Genomic DNA, 15,077 nt, shown 5'->3' with positions numbered 1-15,077 from the left:
CGGCAGATAAATGCGTAAATTTTATCTTATCGGTTTTTTGTTTTTGCTGAGTTTTGATACTCTGGCGCAGATAAGCTTCAAAATGACGGCTGAGGCCGCAGCACCGCCGGCGCTGGATTCCGCCTGGTTTTTGCGCATTGCGGCCCAGCCTTGGGTTTATCTGGCGATTTCAGGGTATATTGGCGCCTTTTTTACCTGGATAAGCCTGTTGCGCCGGGCGCCGGTGGGGCCGGCTTTTGCTGCGGCGCATCTGGAAGTGGTAACCGTTATGTTTGCCTCTTTCTGGATATTTGGCGAACAGCCGGATTTGCCTCGTCTTGCCGGCGCCGGGTTGATTATTGCCGGCATTATTGTGCTGGCTTTTTCTGAAAAACAGCAGGAAGCAGAAGCGGAGCACAGCCGGGGCTAAGCCGGCAGGGAATGCGGGGAGGGAAGCTAATGTCGGGGCAATCGCCAAATGGCCGGGCTTTAATAGAGCTAAAAAGACAAATATGGCTGAGCCGCAGCCCTATTTTTCGGCATTTGTAACCGGAGAGAGTATAGCTGATCAGCGAATAATACGAAAAGTGAGGAGAATATGGCTTTTGCTATTGAAGTGCCGCCGACAGCGGGATTGCCCGCCCGTTTTGGCGATTTTCTGCCTCATTCCGGTTTTGGCAAAGCAAAGCAGCATTTGACCGACAGGCTGGCGGCACAGTTTGGTCTGCCGCCTTTGCAGTTGGAATGTTCCGGCACGGCCTGCCTGATTATTGCCCTGAAAACCTTGCAGGCTATGCCGGAAAATGCCGGTCGGGACGAAGTGGTAGTGCCTGCTTATAATTGTCCTTTAATTGTTTTGGCTGTGGCGCATTGCGGGCTGAAATTGCGGCTGTGTGACACAATGCCCGGCGGTTTTGACTTTGACCAGGCAAGCCTGCAAAATTGTGTTCACGCTGGAACTCTGGCGATTATGCCGACTCATTTGGGCGGGCAGACGGCCAATAGTGCTTTGGTAAAGCCGCTTGCCCGCAAAAACGGCGCCTGGATTATTGAAGATGCGGCGCAAAGCCTGGGCGCACCGCAACTGCCTGGCAGCGGTGATATTATTTTTTTCAGCCTGGCGGTCGGCAAAGGGCTGACTCTTTATGAAGGCGGATTATTAACCGCCAAAACAGCGAAAATGCGCGCCGCCTTGCAGGCGACAAGTCGCACTCTTATTCCCTCTCGCCCGTTTTTTGAATTACGGCGGCTGGGGCAATTTTGCCTTTATGCCTGTTTTTATCGCCCCGGCCTGCTGCCGCTGGTTTATGGCCGGCCGCGGCGCCGCGCTTTGGCTAAAGGGCGGCTGGAAGAAGCGGTTGGCGATGTTTTTTCTCCTGATATTCCCCTGCATAAAGTGAGCAATTTGCGCGCCGGCTTTGGCCTGGCGGCGGCCTTGCGCCTGCCGGATTTTTTGCAGGCAACGCGGGCGCAGGCGCGCCGGCGCCTGCCGGTTTTGCAAAAACTGGCTGAAAAAACCGGCGGCAAATTGCAGATTCTCGGCGCCGATAAAGTGGATAAAGCTGTTTGGCCGTTTTTTATGCTGCTTATGCCCGATAAAGCCGGCCGCGATGCGGCGCTGGCAAAATTATGGCCCTCAGTCGATGGGGTGAGCCGTCTGTTTATCCATGCTTTGGGCGATTATGCCTATTTACAGCCGTTTCTGGGGGCCAGGCAGGCTGCGCCAAATGCGCGTAATCTGGCTGAAAGAATGCTGACAGTCAGTAATAGTCTGTGGCTTGCCAATGGCCGTTTTGAAAAACTGTGCCATATAATAGAACATGCTTTATTGACAGGCGATAAAAAGGATAAGGATATTTATCTCCCGCAATAAAGGCGCGCAATCTATCAATTCCCCTATTGGGAAAGGAAATGGCAATGAAAAAAAATTATGTGGTTTTTGCTGTCCTGGCGGGTGTGTTAAGTCTGGCCGGCTGTAGCGGCAAACCGGCCAATGAACAGGCGGCGGAAGATGCACAGAAAATTGATACGGATTCGATGATTCCCAAAATGGCGGCCAGGCTGGTGGAAGAATGCTCGCGCGGCGGTATCAATATTGGCTGTGCGGCAGAAAAGGCTCAGACTATTATCCGGGCCGATTCGGCCTTTAAAGCAGCAGTGGCAGAATATGACAAAAAATGTGCACAAAATTACGGCGCCAAAATATGTGCTCAGGGCTATGCAACTTATTTGGCCAACGATATTGCCGCAAAGCTGAAAGAGCCGGTTGCCGGCCGCGCTACTGCCGGTTTAAAAACCAGGGCAGAGCTTTTGCGCCGCCGCCAGGAGGCTGAGGCTCAGGCAAAAGCGGCTGCCGCTGCTCAAGCTGCGGCGCAGGCAAAAGCCGCAGCAGAAGAGGCCGCACGCCAGGCTGAGGAAGCCGCCAAACAGACAGTTGAGAAAACCGCTGCGGCACCGGCTGCAACATCGGCACCGGCAGCGCCAAAGGCGGAAACACCCGCTGCCGCGCCCGGCAACAGCGCCAATAATAATGGGCAATAGGCTTTTGCAGCGGCAATAAGGCGGCTTTCTGGCAAAATTTCTGTATATTATTGCTGTCAGACGCAATAAATACCGGGGAGGAGAAGAAATATAACTTCTCCTCCTTTATCTTTTTAACAAGAACTATATTTATCATTTCTCTTTTTGCCACAGGTCGAAATAAACAGGGCTGCTAATAATTTATTAACTCTGTAAGAAAATTGGCGACAGGTGGAATATTGTTTTGCTTGTATCATAATTTATAAAGGCGCATAAATATCGCAGGAGTGTCGTGTGATTCCAGGTGATTCCCGAAACCTGCCAAATGGAATTGCGGCAATATCAACTTTCTTCAAGCTCAGGAGTGTGTTATGCGGAGCCAGTATGATATCCGGGTGAAACAGAGTGGGGAAAGTGACACAAGTTCCAGCTTTATGCGTGTCGGGCTGTTATTCGGCTCTTTGGCCCTGGCGCTGGGGCTGGTGCTGGTGCCTGTTTATATGAAACATGATAATGACAGGTTGATGGATACACAATATCCTGCCGCCCCTAAAGGCATAGTAACGGCGGTCGGCGCGCATAAATAGGCTGCGGCCGGCGGGCAAATATAAAGCCGATGCGTGCTGCCGCGCGGCGTGGGTGCTTTGGTTTGCGGTCTTTTTGGCTGTGCTGCGGTTTTATTGTGCGGTTCGGCTTTTTAGCGTCACTGTTGCGGAATAAATTTCTGACATTTCATTACAAAATTTGTTAATATGCAGATATGCAGGGGGGTGCTATAAGCGCCATTGAGGAAAACGGTAAAGAGCGGTCTCTCTATGTCTGTTGCTTTTATTGCCAATATTGTCCTGTTTATTGTTTTATTATGGGGGCTGCACGCGGTTTTCAGACATCGTGACAGCAGCCTGGCGGTGCGGGTTTTTACCGGTCTGGTTGCGGGCGTGCTTTTCGGCCTGGTACTGCATGTGATTTACGGCCTGGGCAGCCCGATCCTAGTGCAATCTGTCGCCTGGTTTGACATTGTCGGCACCGGCTATGTGCTGCTGCTGCAAATGATTGTAATGCCGCTGGTTTTTGCTTCTATCCTTTCGGCCGTAGCAAAGCTGCATAATGCTTCTTCTCTCGGCAAAATCAGCCTGATAACCCTTGGTATTCTGGTTATAACCACGGCGATTGCCGCTTTTATCGGGGTTATTTTTGCCGTGCTTTTTCGCCTTGATGCCGGCTCACTGGTGCAGGGCGGCCTTGAGACAGCGCGGCTGCAAGTGCTGCAAAGCCATTATGCCGGCCGGGTTGCCGATTTAACGGTGCCGCAACTGCTGCTCTCTTTTATCCCGGCCAATCCTTTTGCCAATTTTGCCGGGCTTACGCCGACCTCTATCATTGCCGTGGTTATTTTTGCCGCTTTTCTGGGGTCTGCTGCCCTGGTTCTGCTGCGTGACGATAAGAAAAAGGGCGAGCAATTACTGGCGGCGATTGATATTTTCCGCCTGTGGATTATGAAACTGGTGCGGCTGGTGATTGCACTCACCCCTTATGGCATTTTTGCTCTGATTGCCAAAATGGCGGCTATATCAGATTCTCAGGCTATCTGGAAACTGGGGTTGTTTATTATTGCCTCTTATCTGGCGATTGGCGTAATGTTTGCCGTGCATGGGTTGTTGCTGGCCATAGCCGGCGTGAACCCATGGCGCTATTATAATAAAGTATTCCCGGTGCTTGGCTTTGCCTTTGTCAGTCGCTCCAGCGCTGCTGCCATTCCGCTGAATATTGAGGCGCAAACCAGGCGCCTGGGCGTGCCAGAGGCGATAGCCGGTTTTTCCGCCTCTTTTGGCACGACAATCGGCCAGAATGGTTGCGCCGGCATATATCCCGCCATGCTGGCAGCCATGGTGGCGCCAACAATGGGCATTAACCCGCTTGACCCTGCCTGGCTGGCAACGCTTATCGGCATTGTTGCCGTTAGCTCTTTTGGTGTGGCCGGGGTGGGCGGCGGCGCCACCTTTGCCGCGTTGATTGTGCTGCCGGCCATGGGGCTGCCGGTTACTCTGGTGGCGCTGTTGATTTCAGTTGAACCGCTTATTGATATGGCGCGCACGGCGCTGAATGTGAACGGTGCCATGACCGCCGGCACTTTGACCGCGCGGTGGCTGGGGCAGATGGATAATAAAATATTTGCCGCTGAAGATAAGGCGCTGACACATAGATAGAGCCGGGGGAGGAGAGTGGCGCCTGGCCGCCGCTTATCCGGTTTTTCCCATTTGCGCGGCGCCGATCTCTGCCCGCTTTTCCTGTTTCGGAACGGCGAAACCTGTTAATCCCCCTGGTTCAGAATTTTGGTGAGAGATATTTGCGCGCTGCCGGGGCGCAAAGGCTGTTGCTGGCTTTTATGCGGTGCCCAGCCGGAAAGCCAGATAAAAGAAAAGCTGGCTTTTATGCGGCCGCGATTATCGCTAAAGCGCTCGGCATAAATAGCGGCGGCGCGTTGGAAAAATCGGCGGGAAAACGGCCGCCGCCGCCGGCCGGCAAGCGCATTTTGCCCGCCAAAAGCGCGTAAATCACGCATAAGCGCCGACAGGCTGTCATAATGCACGGTCACATTTTCCACATCGGTTACGGGCAGGGCAAAACCGGCGCGCTGCAACAGCGCTCCGGCCTCGCGCATATTGGGGAAAGGGGCAATATGCGGGGTGGCGCCGCCATAAAGCTCACTTTCCGCCTGGAGCAGGCTGGCGCGCAATTCTGCCAATGTGCCGGCGCCGCATAAAGCAGCCAGAAACAGGCCGTCAGGCTTTAAAGCATGGCGCAAGCGGTAAAGAAAGCCGGGAATATCGTTAAAATTATGCAGTGATAAAAGCGAAACAATAAGATCAGCTTTGCCTGAGGGCAGCGCCAGCTCTTCTGCCGGGCAAATGCGTGTGGGATAGGCAGGGCTTACTAATTCCGGCAGGGATTCTATCCGCGCAATTTTGCCTGCTTTACCGCTGGCGCGCAAGGCATCGGCGCTTAAATCCGTATGGCTATAGAGATCCAGCGCATAATCAAAATGGCGATTAACAAAAGCCAGCCGTTCCTGCAAATCATCTGCCGCGCGCGCCAGCAAAAAATCATGGCCGCCGGCGGGGTTTGCCGCTGCCTTCAGGGCGGCGCGGCGGCGGAAGATTTCCACCGATTTTGTATCAAAGATTTGTGGAACGCTGTTATTCACGACTCAAAGCCCCTAAAGTAAAATCTGTCACCGGCTTTACATGTTTATTGTAAGGCCGGCCTGGGGCAATAACAAGAGAGCCGGGCATAAATGGCGAAAAGCAGTGTAGAAAAAATGGGGAACCGAGTGCGGCCTATTGGTAAAAAGCTGTTGCAGGCGGTAGCTGCGGTGTTGTTTCCGCCAATATGTTGCGGTTGCGGCCGGCGGATTGACCGGATAGGCACAGTCTGTCCGCAATGCTGGGGGAAAATACAGTTTTTAACCGGCCCTTATTGCCCGGTTATGGGGGTGCCGTTCCGCTTTGATGTGGGAGACGGCTTTTTATGCGGCGAAGCCTTGCGCGAGCCGCCGCCTTTTGATTGCGCCCGGGCGGCTGTGCTGCATAAAGGGCTGGCGCAGCTTATGGTCAGCCGGTTAAAATATAGCCGGCGGCTGGAACTGGTGCCGATAATGGGGCAATGGCTCTTGCGCGCCGGGCGGGATTTACTGGCGGAGTGTGATTATATTGTGCCGCTGCCTTTGCACCGGCGGCGTTTCCGGCAACGCGGCTATAATCAATCGGCCGAGCTGGCGCGTTATCTGGCCGCAAAAACCGGCAAAATATTTGCGCCGCATATTTTGCTGCGCAAAAAATATACAGTGCCGCAAGTGGGGTTAAGCGCCGCCGAGCGGGTAAAAAATATGCGCGGTGTTTTCGCGGTGGAAAAAGCGGCGCGGCCACAGCTTTTGGGCAAAATTGTGGTGCTGGTGGACGATGTCTATACCACCGGCGCCACAGTCAAGGCGGCAGCCCGTATTTTGCGCCGCGCCGGCACAGCGCGGATAAATGTGCTGACTTTTTCGAGGGTGGTAAAGGAGATGGAATTTTAATTTTTCAATATTGATTATTGCTGCAATTTGTCTGATTCCCTGCCTTACTATCACCTTTGGCAGCGGCGCTATTATAAATAGTGGAGAAATTGTGCCTGAGCTTACCTTGCAAAACTTCTCATGCTATGAAGTTCGGCCTGTTTGCCGGCTTGTGCCGGGCTGCATGGCATTTACTTTACCAATAGTCGCGGTTTTGAACAGGCGAGGAACAGATGAAAGAAATAGCAGGGATAATCATAGGCGGTATTTTAGTCTTGACTGTTATTGCGGTGCATTTTGTTCCTGATCCCGGGCATGATGAAGGAGGCTATGTGCTGCTGCTGATTGCCGCTGCGGCTTTTGCGCTGTTTTACTTTTACTATCGCCGCCGCCGCTAGGCCAGATCTGCCACCGCTAAAATCTCTACGATTTTTTGGCGAACAGGTTACCTATAATATCTCGTGCGATAACACCAAAGCCAAAAGTAACAAAGTTAAGCAACAGGGAAGAGGCTTGCTGCGGGAGAAAAGGACAAAACCAATCCACTGCTACCAAAAACATAAAAAGGACAAAGCAGATGCAAGCTGTCAATAAACCGAAACCTGTTGCCATACGGCTTAACCAGGCATGGTGGCTATCTTTTTCTCGTTCTAGTCTGGCTTTATGGTCTTTTGTATCTTTTTCGCGCTTGTAATCATCTTGCTGTCGGTGCCTGTCAACATCATATTGCAGCCGTCTAAGCTCTTCTTCTGAACAGCCCCACATAGTGTCATCAGCAACAGGGGAATAGGCTGTTTCCGCTTGCTTTATTGCCGCTGGAGACTCAACGACACTATCCTGCGGCGCTTGCAGCGGATTCGGCATTTCCCTCACGCCTCTTCACCATTCGCCGCAACTTTTTTTTGATAAAATTCTTTTATAAGGGTATCGGGAATTCCTGCCCAATCACCGGTGCCTTGATTATAAATTTTGTCCCAAGGGGTATTTTGCTGGTGCGTCAGATTGCTTAACTGTATGCCGTCCATATTTTCATAAGTATTATAAACGCGGCGAATCATATCGCTCTGCTCGTCTGAAAGCTGTTCATCTGGCGGTGCCGGCACAGGATAAGGGATCGGTGCTGAGCGATAAGCCCGGATCGTTTCATATAAAGCGGGGACAACCGGGCCATATTTCCAGGCCTCAATTTTGTCATGAATCAACGGCTTGCCCGTGTAGCCCAGCGTCCAGCCATGCGCCAGATAAACAAGCTTGAGCACTTGCATCGGCGTCAGCATTTTATTGCGCTGTTTGGCCAGAGAGATAAAAGCATTAGCAACAGTCTGCGAGCTTACTGTAGTCATAGCGCAGCCTCCCTATTCTGCCTTCCCCGAATCATATTATATATTTTTTATGGCGGAATAGATAAGGATTTATTGCCCATTGAGTAATTTATCCTGCTCTTTGCGCAGTCTGGCTATCCATTGCTCCGGGTTTATGGTGCAGTTGGCTTTGGTAATAAGTTCGCCCGCTTTGATTGGCGCGGTGATGCGCGCGCCGCGCAGCAGCCCACAGGGAATGGCGCGCCTGGCCTGCGCTTGCGCCACTGTCAGAGTAAAAGCGCGATAAGTGTAAAGGCCGATAAAATCCAGCTCTTCCCCGGCGGCCAGATCGCGTTTGGCAACAGCGCAAACTTCAGCGCTGCGCTGCATCAGCGGCACCATATCGGCCTTGCCGTAAAGAATAGCGCGGGCGCAGCTAAGCGGCACTTCCATTGCTGTCAGGTGATAGGGGCGATAAAAGGTGAAATATGGCCCCTGGCCGATTTTCAAATCCTCCATACGCTCCCAAATGCGCGGGTGGCGCATTTCCGCTACCACAAACACCCCAGGCGCCACGCCTTTGCCGGTGGAATAATCCACTACGCCGGTCTGACGCAAAACGCCGCCTTCCGCTTTTGGCACCAGCACTTTATTGAGGCGGTCAAGCGGAGCGTTAACCCCGTGCATGCCCGGGCAGTCAATCGTCAGCCCGGTAGCATTGGCGATTGCTGCCATTTCTACCATAGTTTTTGAGCCATCGATAAATTCTACCAGCATACGCACATTCATATTGCGTCTGGCAGCCTCTTCCTCATACATATCCGGCGTGGCATGGATTATCAGCGGATTGTTTTTACCTTTGCCGGCGGCAATAATTTTATGCCCCTGCGCGGCAATAAATTCTATCAGCTCCATACAGGCAGAAGGCTCGTCACCCGCGCCCAAAGTGTAAATCAGCCCTGCTTTATCGGCCATAAATTTCAGATAAGGGCCGATAGTGACATCGGCCTCAACATTCATCATCACCACATGCTTGCCGTTTTCCAGCGCCTTAAAGCCGATTTCCGCCCCGGCCTCCGGATCGCCGGTGGCGTCAACAATAATATCAATCAGCGGATTGGCCAGAACCAGATCCAAATCATTGCCGGCGGCGCTCACCCCTTGCTCTATCGCCTTTGTCATGGCCGCGGCATTTTCTACCAGGCGCACATGTCCCTTTTCCTGCCAGGCAATCTCCCCCGCGGCCAGGGCGCGCTCAGGATTGCGGGCTACAACCGCGCCGACACGCACGCCCTGCATATGCGCTACCCGGGTGAGCAGGTCTGTCCCCATTTCGCCACAGCCGACAAGGCCGATTTGTATTGGTTTGCCGGCCTTTTCCCGCTCGGCCAGATCATAAGCAAGGCCGGTCAGAGCCACATTGGCGGAATCAGCCCAATTACGCTGTTGCATAAAACTCTCCCTGTCGGCCTTTCGGGTTTTGCGCTTTGCCCGGCACAATAAAAGGTGAAAAGCCTGTGCTCATCGGCCTTTCGCTCTATGGTAATTTACCCTGATATGCTTTATAGCAGAACAGAGCAGAAAAATTAAGCCGCGGCTTTTGCCTGTGCGAGGTAACAGAGTGAAAAAGGTGACAGTGCAGGATATTCCCGCTTCTATCGGGCAGGAAGTCGGCTGTTCGGGCTGGCGCATGGTCACGCAGGCAATGATTGACCAGTTTGCCGATGCGACAGATGATCACCAGTTTATCCATGTTGATAAAGAGCGGGCGGCGCAGACGCCCTTTGGCACAACTATTGCGCACGGTTTTTTGACATTGTCGCTGTTATCTACCCTGGCTTATGAGGCTTTGCCTGAGCTGGAAGGGCAAACTCTCGGCATAAATTACGGTTTTGATAAAGTGCGTTTTATGGCTCCTGTCAAAAGCGGGCAAAAAGTGCGGGCGCGTTTTGTGCTGTCTGAGGCGGAAATTCGCCCTTCAGGACGCATTGTTTTTCACTATGCTGTGACCCTGGAAATTGAGAACAGCAAAAAACCGGCTTTAACGGCAGACTGGATAACTATCGCCATGACTGCGCCGGCTGTATGACCGTTCGGCTGCGCCGGCAGCCTATGCCCTTGTAACCCATGTGTTTTTGCCTGTTGGGGGCTTGTTATGCGCAATTTATCCAAACTGAAATTGCTGATTTTTCTGGAATTTGCCATTTGGGGCGCGTATTTAACGACCTTTGGCACGTATTTGATTGTAACGCTCGGCTATAGCGGCAGGGAAGTGGGCGCTGTTTATGCCGGTGTCGGCCTTGCCAGCCTGCTAACGGCTTTTCCCGTTGGCATTCTGGCGGATAAAGTGATTTCGGCCAGCCGGCTTTATTGCTTATGTCATATATCAGGCGCTGTTTGTCTGCTGGCTATTTCCTTTGCCGATAATAGAGACACAATTATGGTGCTGTTTTTTATCAATGCGCTGTTTTATGTGCCGACTTTGTCACTCAGCCAGGCAATTCAGCATTATAATGTAGAGATTATGGCGCTGGACAAGCGCGAATTTTTCCCCAAAGTGCGTATATGCGGCACAATCGGCTTTGTTTCTTCTGTCTGGCTGGTTGGTCTGCTGCAATGGCAATTAACCAATAAGCAATTCTGGCTGGCGGCTGCCCTGGCGCTGGCGACCGCTTTATTCAGCCTGACTCTGCCGCAAGTGCCGATATTTCGAGATAAAAGCGGCTTGCTGAAATTGAGAGATTTTATCCGCCATTGCTATATAAGTTTAAAAACGCCGAAATTACTGTTGTTTTTTATTTTTTGTGTCGGTTTGGGCGCCGCCCTGCAAATCAATAATACTTTTGCCAATACATTTTTGCATGATATTCAGATCCCGTATTTTTCTATTTTCAACTCTTTCTCACAAGCTTCCAGTATTGTTTTTGCTTTTCCGCTTATCTGGTTTTTAAAGCGTTTCTCGGTCAAACTGATTATTGCCGTTAGTATGGCAGCCTGGGCAGCGCGTTTTCTATTATTTGCCTATGGCTCTGCCGACAGGTTTTCTGGCCTGTTGCTATTGGCCTGCGGTGTGCTGATTTACGGCATAGCCTATGATTTCTTTATGATGACAGGTTCTATTTTTGTCGATAGAGAAGTAAACAAGCGTATGCGCGCTTTTACGCAGACCATGTATCTGGCTGCTGTCAACGGCCTTGGCATGATTGCCGGCAATATATTAAGCGGGTGGACTATTGATTCCCATACTGTCGGCGGGGTGCGCCAATGGCATGAAATCTGGCTGATTTTTGCTTTTTCTACTCTTGCCATGCTGGTGCTGTTTTTGTTCTTTTATCGGGGCAAACCTCGCCCGGAGCAAGAAAAGGCCGAATTGCCGCAGATATAAAACTTGCCTGTAATATGAAAAGGCGCTAAAATACAGGGCGGGGTGGTTTACATGGATTCTTTCGCCAAAATTGGGTCATTTTTGCAGGATAACAAGCCTCTATCGGCTGTTTTCCTGATAATAGCATGGCGCAGCCCGGCTCTTGTCCACGCTGTTTCCGATTATCGCAGCGCCAGGATAGACGACAAAATTGTGTTGCATAATTTGAAAAAAGAATTACCTAAGCAAGCTGAGGAAGTAAAAAGAAACAGAAAGGGCATGTTATGATGTGGGGTGTTGCTGCCGTTTTGGTTATCGGTGTTCTCGCTATAGAAGCCCTTTTGGAACGTAGAGCAGCCTATGCGCGTGCTTATGTGAAAGCCTCAGAAGAATTTTATGCTGCGGCGCAGGCTCTTATCCACAAAAGTGCCGTAAGTGATGCAATGATAGATTTCGTCACTTTCATGAATGGAATTATGGCCGACAAGCGGACAGCAAAGGCCATGTATTATGTTGTGCGCAATAATGCGTCAAGCCTGGCAAATGATGGTAAAGAGCCGGATTGGGAAAAATTTATCGGCGATAAGACAATTACGGCGGAGGAGCGCTGGCTTATTATCAGCCTTTTGCGGAAAACTGTGGGGGTCTGGTTTACCGCTATTTTAAACCGCTCGCCGTTTTATGGGCGGTTGCTGCTGCTGAAAATGGCAGAATGCCTGGCAGATAATGGCGCTGTTGAGCCTGTTTTGCGCGTTTCTCGCCACTGGCAGTGCTCTCACGGGCGCAAGCGCTCCGGCCATGCTATGGCGGCTTAACGGCGCAATAGATTTGGCAAAGCAAGTAAATCCGGCGGAATTGGCGGGGTATTTGTCGCTCGCCGGTTCCGTATCGTTGCTTCCCTTTAGCGAAGCAGGAAAGTCGGTTCGATTTCAGGGTTAGAATCCGGCCGGTTCGGGGTAGCATTGTGGCCAGTAGCTGCCGCAGGTGGCTTTCCTGCGGCAGCTACCGGTCAGGTGACTATTCTTGTTTTCTGTGCTATGTCAATAACGCGGCAAATAGCGTTTATTTCCGCCGGAAGTGTAGCAATAATGGCCGCCGCGCGGGCCAATGCAATAAAAACCGTCAACGCAGACACAATTTTCGCTGCCGGCAATCGGCCTGAAGCTTCGTCCATCACGCCGGTTTTGTTGTGATAAAGTCGTCTCATGAGCAGCGGTGCTTTTTTTGCGCTGATATGAGCGGGAAGGGGCTGTGTCGGCTGTTTTTCTGCCGTGTTTGTCGGCTTTCACTTTATCGGTAATTTTGTCTTTGGCAGCCTTTTCCGACATTTTATCTTTTATGGCGGTTGTTTTCTTTTCTTTATCAGCTTTTACTTCTTTAGCTGCTTTGGGCTTTTTCGGCTCTTTGATTGTTTTGGCTTCTTTTGCCGCTTTTGTCAAACTATCTGTTTTGATTTTTGGAGCTTTGACTTTTTTCTCCATTGTTTTGGCAGCGGATTGAGAGAGGTTTTTGTCACTCTTTTCTGCTTTTGCCAAAATAATTGCTTTGCTGCCTGGTGATGCGGTCCGAGAGTCAAAAGGAATCAATGCCGGGCCGGTAGCAAAAACTGTGCCAGGCAATAAAGCAAGGCAAAATAAAGAGGTCGATAAAAAAAGAATTTTGCGTGACATTGCGGATTTCCAGAATAGAATTTTCATTTATACAGATAATATAAATATTTTATATAGGTAAATATATTGATAATAGGAATAATACTTGGAAAGTAAGAGAATATTACGGTAATTATAGCTAATATTATCTGGTTTATGAGTGAATGAAAAAATATAAATAAATTTATCTGTAATAATAACTGCAAACTGCTTTATCGGCGCCCGGGCGATCCTGTATCTGACGCGAAAGGCCGCCCCAAATATTTTATCTGAGGCGGCCTGAAAATTGCACAATTATTGTTTAATTGACAAGCGTTAAAGCTGCCCGGCAGGCAAGCACGGCGGCGATGTTATCTACCGCGCATTGGCCGCAATTAAGGCGTGTTTCCACTGTCGAGCTGCCTTGATGCGGCGACAGCACAATATTATCCAGCTCAAAGAAAGCCGGGTTAATATTCGGCTCATTCCAGAAAACGTCAAGCCCGGCGCCTTTAATCATGCCGGTTTTCAGCGCCTCAATCAGCGCCTCTTCATCAATAACCGCGCCGCGAGCAATATTGATCAGCACCCCGTTTTTGCCCAAAGCCTGCAATATTTCCTTATTGATAATTTTTTGTGTCTCAGGCGTGGCAGAAATAGCCAAGGTCAGAATATCACTATTTTGCGCCAGTTCCAGAATGGAATCAAATTTTTTCCAATGCGCCGGCGCTTCGACAGCAAATTTTTCGTAAAACTGCATCTGCATGCCCAGGCCTTCTGCTTTATGGGCAATAGCGCGGCCAATAGCGCCCAGACCTGCCTGGCCAAAACGCTTGTTTTTCAAGCCGATACCAAGCGGTGGCACAATATCCTGCGGCCATTTGCCCGCCCGTATCAGCCTGTCAGCCATGGGCGTATTGCGCGCCAGTGACAGCAGCAGAGCTATGGCCATATTGGCAACATCGTCAGTGGGAACACCATGGGCAGAGGTAACATCAATGCCGCGGCGGCGTGCTTCTTTCAAATTTACCTGATCAAGGCCAACCCCCATAATGGCGATAAGCTTTAAACTGGGCAGTTTGTCAAACCATTCATCTTTCATACCGGTAATGGGAGAAGCAATGGCGACTGTCACTTTGTCAAGAATATCCTGCGCATGCGGCTGACGAAAATCAAGGATAGTAGTGAGCGCCTCCAGATTTTTTTGGGTGGGCGGCAAAAGATTGTGATCTTCAATTAAAAAACTCATGCAATATGGCAGCATTATTTTCTCCCGCACTGTGAAATTCTTCCCTTTTGCGCTGTCGCCCGCCTGGCGGCGCGCCGGGCATTTCGTTCAGGATTCATTAAAACATTTTTGCTCTTTTATGCAAAGAGGCGGTAAGCCTTTATATTTGGGACATAATGCCGCGCCCCGCCAGGCGGGCGAAAAAAGCGGAAGAAAGGCAGCAAAACAGGGATAGCGGCGTAAAATTGATAAAAAGGCTTGACAAAAACGGCGTTTTCCTTTTTCTGTCATATGGACAAAGGGTGCGCTTTATGCTACGCAGCTCTGGGGGATTTTTGCTATTTAACCGGGATAAAAGCGGCGTTTGTGAAGTGTCGGCTTTTCATGAAAGGAACAGGGTTACAAGTGCAGGTACTCGTTCGTGATAATAATGTGGATCAAGCCTTGCGCGCATTGAAGAAGAAAATGCAGCGTGAAGGTATTTTCCGTGAGATGAAAATGCGCGGCCATTATGAAAAACCTTCTGAGCGGCGTGTTCGCGAGCAGGCGGAAGCTGTGCGCCGCGCGCGCAAACTGGCGCGCAAGCGCGCCCAGCGTGAAGGTTTGGCTCCCGGCCGCTCCGCTATACGGTGATTTTCCGGATCGAAGCCGTCTCTTTCTTTTAAGGGGGCTCGTTTAGTGCCGTTTTGCCGTGTGAGGCAGTTTTGTCGCTATAAATGCCCGTTTCATGTTTGGTCATGGCGGGTTTTTTTTTTCCGGTTTTTAACTCAGTCTTTAAAAAAAAGCTGTTTATTGCAGGGAAAAGCGGCTTTCCAGTTATTTGCCGCGTTTTAGCTGTGGATATACTGTATTTCTGCCACTGCAACAGCAATTATATAGCTATAAATAAAATTTATTTTGTAATATGACCCGGTGAGACCGGTTGCCGGTAAGCTGTGCTGCTTTTGCTTGCCCGCGCGGCAAGGCGATAAAGGCCGGAGATAAACCTGCCGGGGCGATGAGA

The 15,077-nt window shown here is 50.7% G+C and carries 18 protein-coding genes; 12 read left to right on the top strand and 6 right to left on the bottom strand.

What is annotated here, in order from left to right; translation table 11 throughout:
* The first annotated feature begins 10 nt into the window (after positions 1-10).
* From DPQ22_RS04405 to DPQ22_RS04385, 5 genes are all read left to right on the top strand, one after another.
* Positions 11-409: a DMT family transporter gene (locus DPQ22_RS04405; protein ID WP_150213510.1), complete on the top strand. Its 399-nt coding sequence runs from the start codon at positions 11-13 to the stop codon at positions 407-409.
* Between the two features lie 168 nt (positions 410-577).
* Positions 578-1,852 (top strand): DegT/DnrJ/EryC1/StrS family aminotransferase, encoded by a 1,275-nt coding sequence (locus tag DPQ22_RS04400; RefSeq protein WP_150213508.1) that lies wholly within the window; start codon positions 578-580, stop codon positions 1,850-1,852.
* 44 nt (positions 1,853-1,896) lie between these two features.
* Positions 1,897-2,520, top strand: a complete 624-nt coding sequence (locus DPQ22_RS04395; RefSeq protein WP_150213506.1) for a hypothetical protein — start codon at positions 1,897-1,899, stop codon at positions 2,518-2,520.
* 350 nt (positions 2,521-2,870) lie between these two features.
* Complete coding sequence (locus DPQ22_RS04390) at positions 2,871-3,086, top strand: hypothetical protein (protein WP_150213503.1); 216 nt, start codon at positions 2,871-2,873, stop codon at positions 3,084-3,086.
* Between the two features lie 228 nt (positions 3,087-3,314).
* Positions 3,315-4,706, top strand: a complete 1,392-nt coding sequence (locus DPQ22_RS04385; RefSeq protein ID WP_150213501.1) for an L-cystine transporter — start codon at positions 3,315-3,317, stop codon at positions 4,704-4,706.
* A 104-nt stretch (positions 4,707-4,810) separates the two neighbouring features.
* On the opposite strand, the gene DPQ22_RS04380 is transcribed toward DPQ22_RS04385, so the two are convergent.
* The gene (locus DPQ22_RS04380; protein WP_150213498.1) at positions 4,811-5,704 is read right to left on the bottom strand and encodes a methyltransferase domain-containing protein; all 894 of its coding nucleotides are present in this window, start codon (positions 5,702-5,704) and stop codon (positions 4,811-4,813) included.
* A 90-nt stretch (positions 5,705-5,794) separates the two neighbouring features.
* Here DPQ22_RS04380 and DPQ22_RS04375 point away from each other — a divergent pair, with 90 nt between their 5' ends.
* The gene (locus DPQ22_RS04375; RefSeq protein WP_246681474.1) at positions 5,795-6,574 is read left to right on the top strand and encodes a ComF family protein; all 780 of its coding nucleotides are present in this window, start codon (positions 5,795-5,797) and stop codon (positions 6,572-6,574) included.
* Between the two features lie 212 nt (positions 6,575-6,786).
* The gene (locus DPQ22_RS08850; RefSeq protein ID WP_190323144.1) at positions 6,787-6,951 is read left to right on the top strand and encodes a hypothetical protein; all 165 of its coding nucleotides are present in this window, start codon (positions 6,787-6,789) and stop codon (positions 6,949-6,951) included.
* 25 nt (positions 6,952-6,976) lie between these two features.
* Here the strand turns inward: DPQ22_RS08850 and DPQ22_RS04370 are convergent, their stop codons facing one another.
* From DPQ22_RS04370 to DPQ22_RS04360, 3 genes are all read right to left on the bottom strand, one after another.
* Positions 6,977-7,417 (bottom strand): hypothetical protein, encoded by a 441-nt coding sequence (locus DPQ22_RS04370; RefSeq protein ID WP_150213496.1) that lies wholly within the window; start codon positions 7,415-7,417, stop codon positions 6,977-6,979.
* Between the two features lie 5 nt (positions 7,418-7,422).
* Complete coding sequence (locus DPQ22_RS04365; protein ID WP_150213494.1) at positions 7,423-7,896, bottom strand: Panacea domain-containing protein; 474 nt, start codon at positions 7,894-7,896, stop codon at positions 7,423-7,425.
* 69 nt (positions 7,897-7,965) lie between these two features.
* Positions 7,966-9,306 carry an NAD(P)H-dependent oxidoreductase gene (locus DPQ22_RS04360; protein WP_150213492.1) on the bottom strand — a complete coding sequence of 447 codons (1,341 nt, stop codon included), beginning with the start codon at positions 9,304-9,306 and terminating at the stop codon, positions 7,966-7,968.
* A 169-nt stretch (positions 9,307-9,475) separates the two neighbouring features.
* Here DPQ22_RS04360 and DPQ22_RS04355 point away from each other — a divergent pair, with 169 nt between their 5' ends.
* From DPQ22_RS04355 to DPQ22_RS04340, 4 genes are all read left to right on the top strand, one after another.
* On the top strand, positions 9,476-9,943 hold the full coding sequence (locus DPQ22_RS04355) for a MaoC family dehydratase (protein ID WP_150213490.1): 468 nt from the start codon (positions 9,476-9,478) through the stop codon (positions 9,941-9,943).
* Positions 9,944-10,009: 66 nt separating this feature from the next.
* Positions 10,010-11,239, top strand: coding sequence for an MFS transporter (locus DPQ22_RS04350; RefSeq protein WP_150213488.1), 1,230 nt, complete (start codon positions 10,010-10,012; stop codon positions 11,237-11,239).
* Between the two features lie 51 nt (positions 11,240-11,290).
* On the top strand, positions 11,291-11,506 hold the full coding sequence (locus DPQ22_RS04345) for a hypothetical protein (protein ID WP_150213486.1): 216 nt from the start codon (positions 11,291-11,293) through the stop codon (positions 11,504-11,506).
* Positions 11,503-12,033, top strand: a complete 531-nt coding sequence (locus tag DPQ22_RS04340) for a hypothetical protein (RefSeq protein ID WP_150213484.1) — start codon at positions 11,503-11,505, stop codon at positions 12,031-12,033. The genes DPQ22_RS04345 and DPQ22_RS04340 overlap by 4 nt, the downstream gene beginning before the upstream one ends.
* Before the next feature lie 225 nt (positions 12,034-12,258).
* Here the strand turns inward: DPQ22_RS04340 and DPQ22_RS04335 are convergent, their stop codons facing one another.
* Positions 12,259-12,753: a hypothetical protein gene (locus DPQ22_RS04335; RefSeq protein WP_150213482.1), complete on the bottom strand. Its 495-nt coding sequence runs from the start codon at positions 12,751-12,753 to the stop codon at positions 12,259-12,261.
* A 415-nt stretch (positions 12,754-13,168) separates the two neighbouring features.
* Positions 13,169-14,110 (bottom strand): NAD(P)-dependent oxidoreductase, encoded by a 942-nt coding sequence (locus DPQ22_RS04330; RefSeq protein WP_150213480.1) that lies wholly within the window; start codon positions 14,108-14,110, stop codon positions 13,169-13,171.
* 369 nt (positions 14,111-14,479) lie between these two features.
* Between DPQ22_RS04330 and rpsU the strand changes: the two genes are divergently transcribed.
* Positions 14,480-14,707: a 30S ribosomal protein S21 gene (gene rpsU, locus DPQ22_RS04325; RefSeq protein WP_150213593.1), complete on the top strand. Its 228-nt coding sequence runs from the start codon at positions 14,480-14,482 to the stop codon at positions 14,705-14,707.
* The last annotated feature ends 370 nt before the right edge of the window (positions 14,708-15,077 follow it).

Source organism: Candidatus Tokpelaia sp., from assembly GCF_008636115.1.
Lineage (GTDB): Bacteria > Pseudomonadota > Alphaproteobacteria > Rhizobiales > Rhizobiaceae > QLZD01.
The sequence above is the reverse complement of the archived record's forward strand: the minus strand, read 5'-3'. Positions and strand labels throughout refer to the sequence as shown.

Excerpts from the sequence above, each read along its gene's own strand:
- DPQ22_RS04405 (WP_150213510.1), top strand. The coding sequence starts at position 11 with ATGCGTAAATTTTATCTTATCGGTTTTTTGTTTTTGCTGAGTTTTGAT.
- DPQ22_RS04400 (WP_150213508.1), top strand. The coding sequence starts at position 578 with ATGGCTTTTGCTATTGAAGTGCCGCCGACAGCGGGATTGCCCGCCCGT.
- DPQ22_RS04395 (WP_150213506.1), top strand. The coding sequence starts at position 1,897 with ATGAAAAAAAATTATGTGGTTTTTGCTGTCCTGGCGGGTGTGTTAAGT.
- DPQ22_RS04390 (WP_150213503.1), top strand. The coding sequence starts at position 2,871 with ATGCGGAGCCAGTATGATATCCGGGTGAAACAGAGTGGGGAAAGTGAC.
- DPQ22_RS04385 (WP_150213501.1), top strand. The coding sequence starts at position 3,315 with ATGTCTGTTGCTTTTATTGCCAATATTGTCCTGTTTATTGTTTTATTA.
- DPQ22_RS04375 (WP_246681474.1), top strand. The coding sequence starts at position 5,795 with ATGGCGAAAAGCAGTGTAGAAAAAATGGGGAACCGAGTGCGGCCTATT.
- DPQ22_RS08850 (WP_190323144.1), top strand. The coding sequence starts at position 6,787 with ATGAAAGAAATAGCAGGGATAATCATAGGCGGTATTTTAGTCTTGACT.
- DPQ22_RS04370 (WP_150213496.1), bottom strand. The coding sequence starts at position 7,417 with ATGCCGAATCCGCTGCAAGCGCCGCAGGATAGTGTCGTTGAGTCTCCA.
- DPQ22_RS04365 (WP_150213494.1), bottom strand. The coding sequence starts at position 7,896 with ATGACTACAGTAAGCTCGCAGACTGTTGCTAATGCTTTTATCTCTCTG.
- DPQ22_RS04360 (WP_150213492.1), bottom strand. The coding sequence starts at position 9,306 with ATGCAACAGCGTAATTGGGCTGATTCCGCCAATGTGGCTCTGACCGGC.
- DPQ22_RS04350 (WP_150213488.1), top strand. The coding sequence starts at position 10,010 with ATGCGCAATTTATCCAAACTGAAATTGCTGATTTTTCTGGAATTTGCC.
- DPQ22_RS04345 (WP_150213486.1), top strand. The coding sequence starts at position 11,291 with ATGGATTCTTTCGCCAAAATTGGGTCATTTTTGCAGGATAACAAGCCT.
- DPQ22_RS04340 (WP_150213484.1), top strand. The coding sequence starts at position 11,503 with ATGATGTGGGGTGTTGCTGCCGTTTTGGTTATCGGTGTTCTCGCTATA.
- DPQ22_RS04330 (WP_150213480.1), bottom strand. The coding sequence starts at position 14,110 with ATGCTGCCATATTGCATGAGTTTTTTAATTGAAGATCACAATCTTTTG.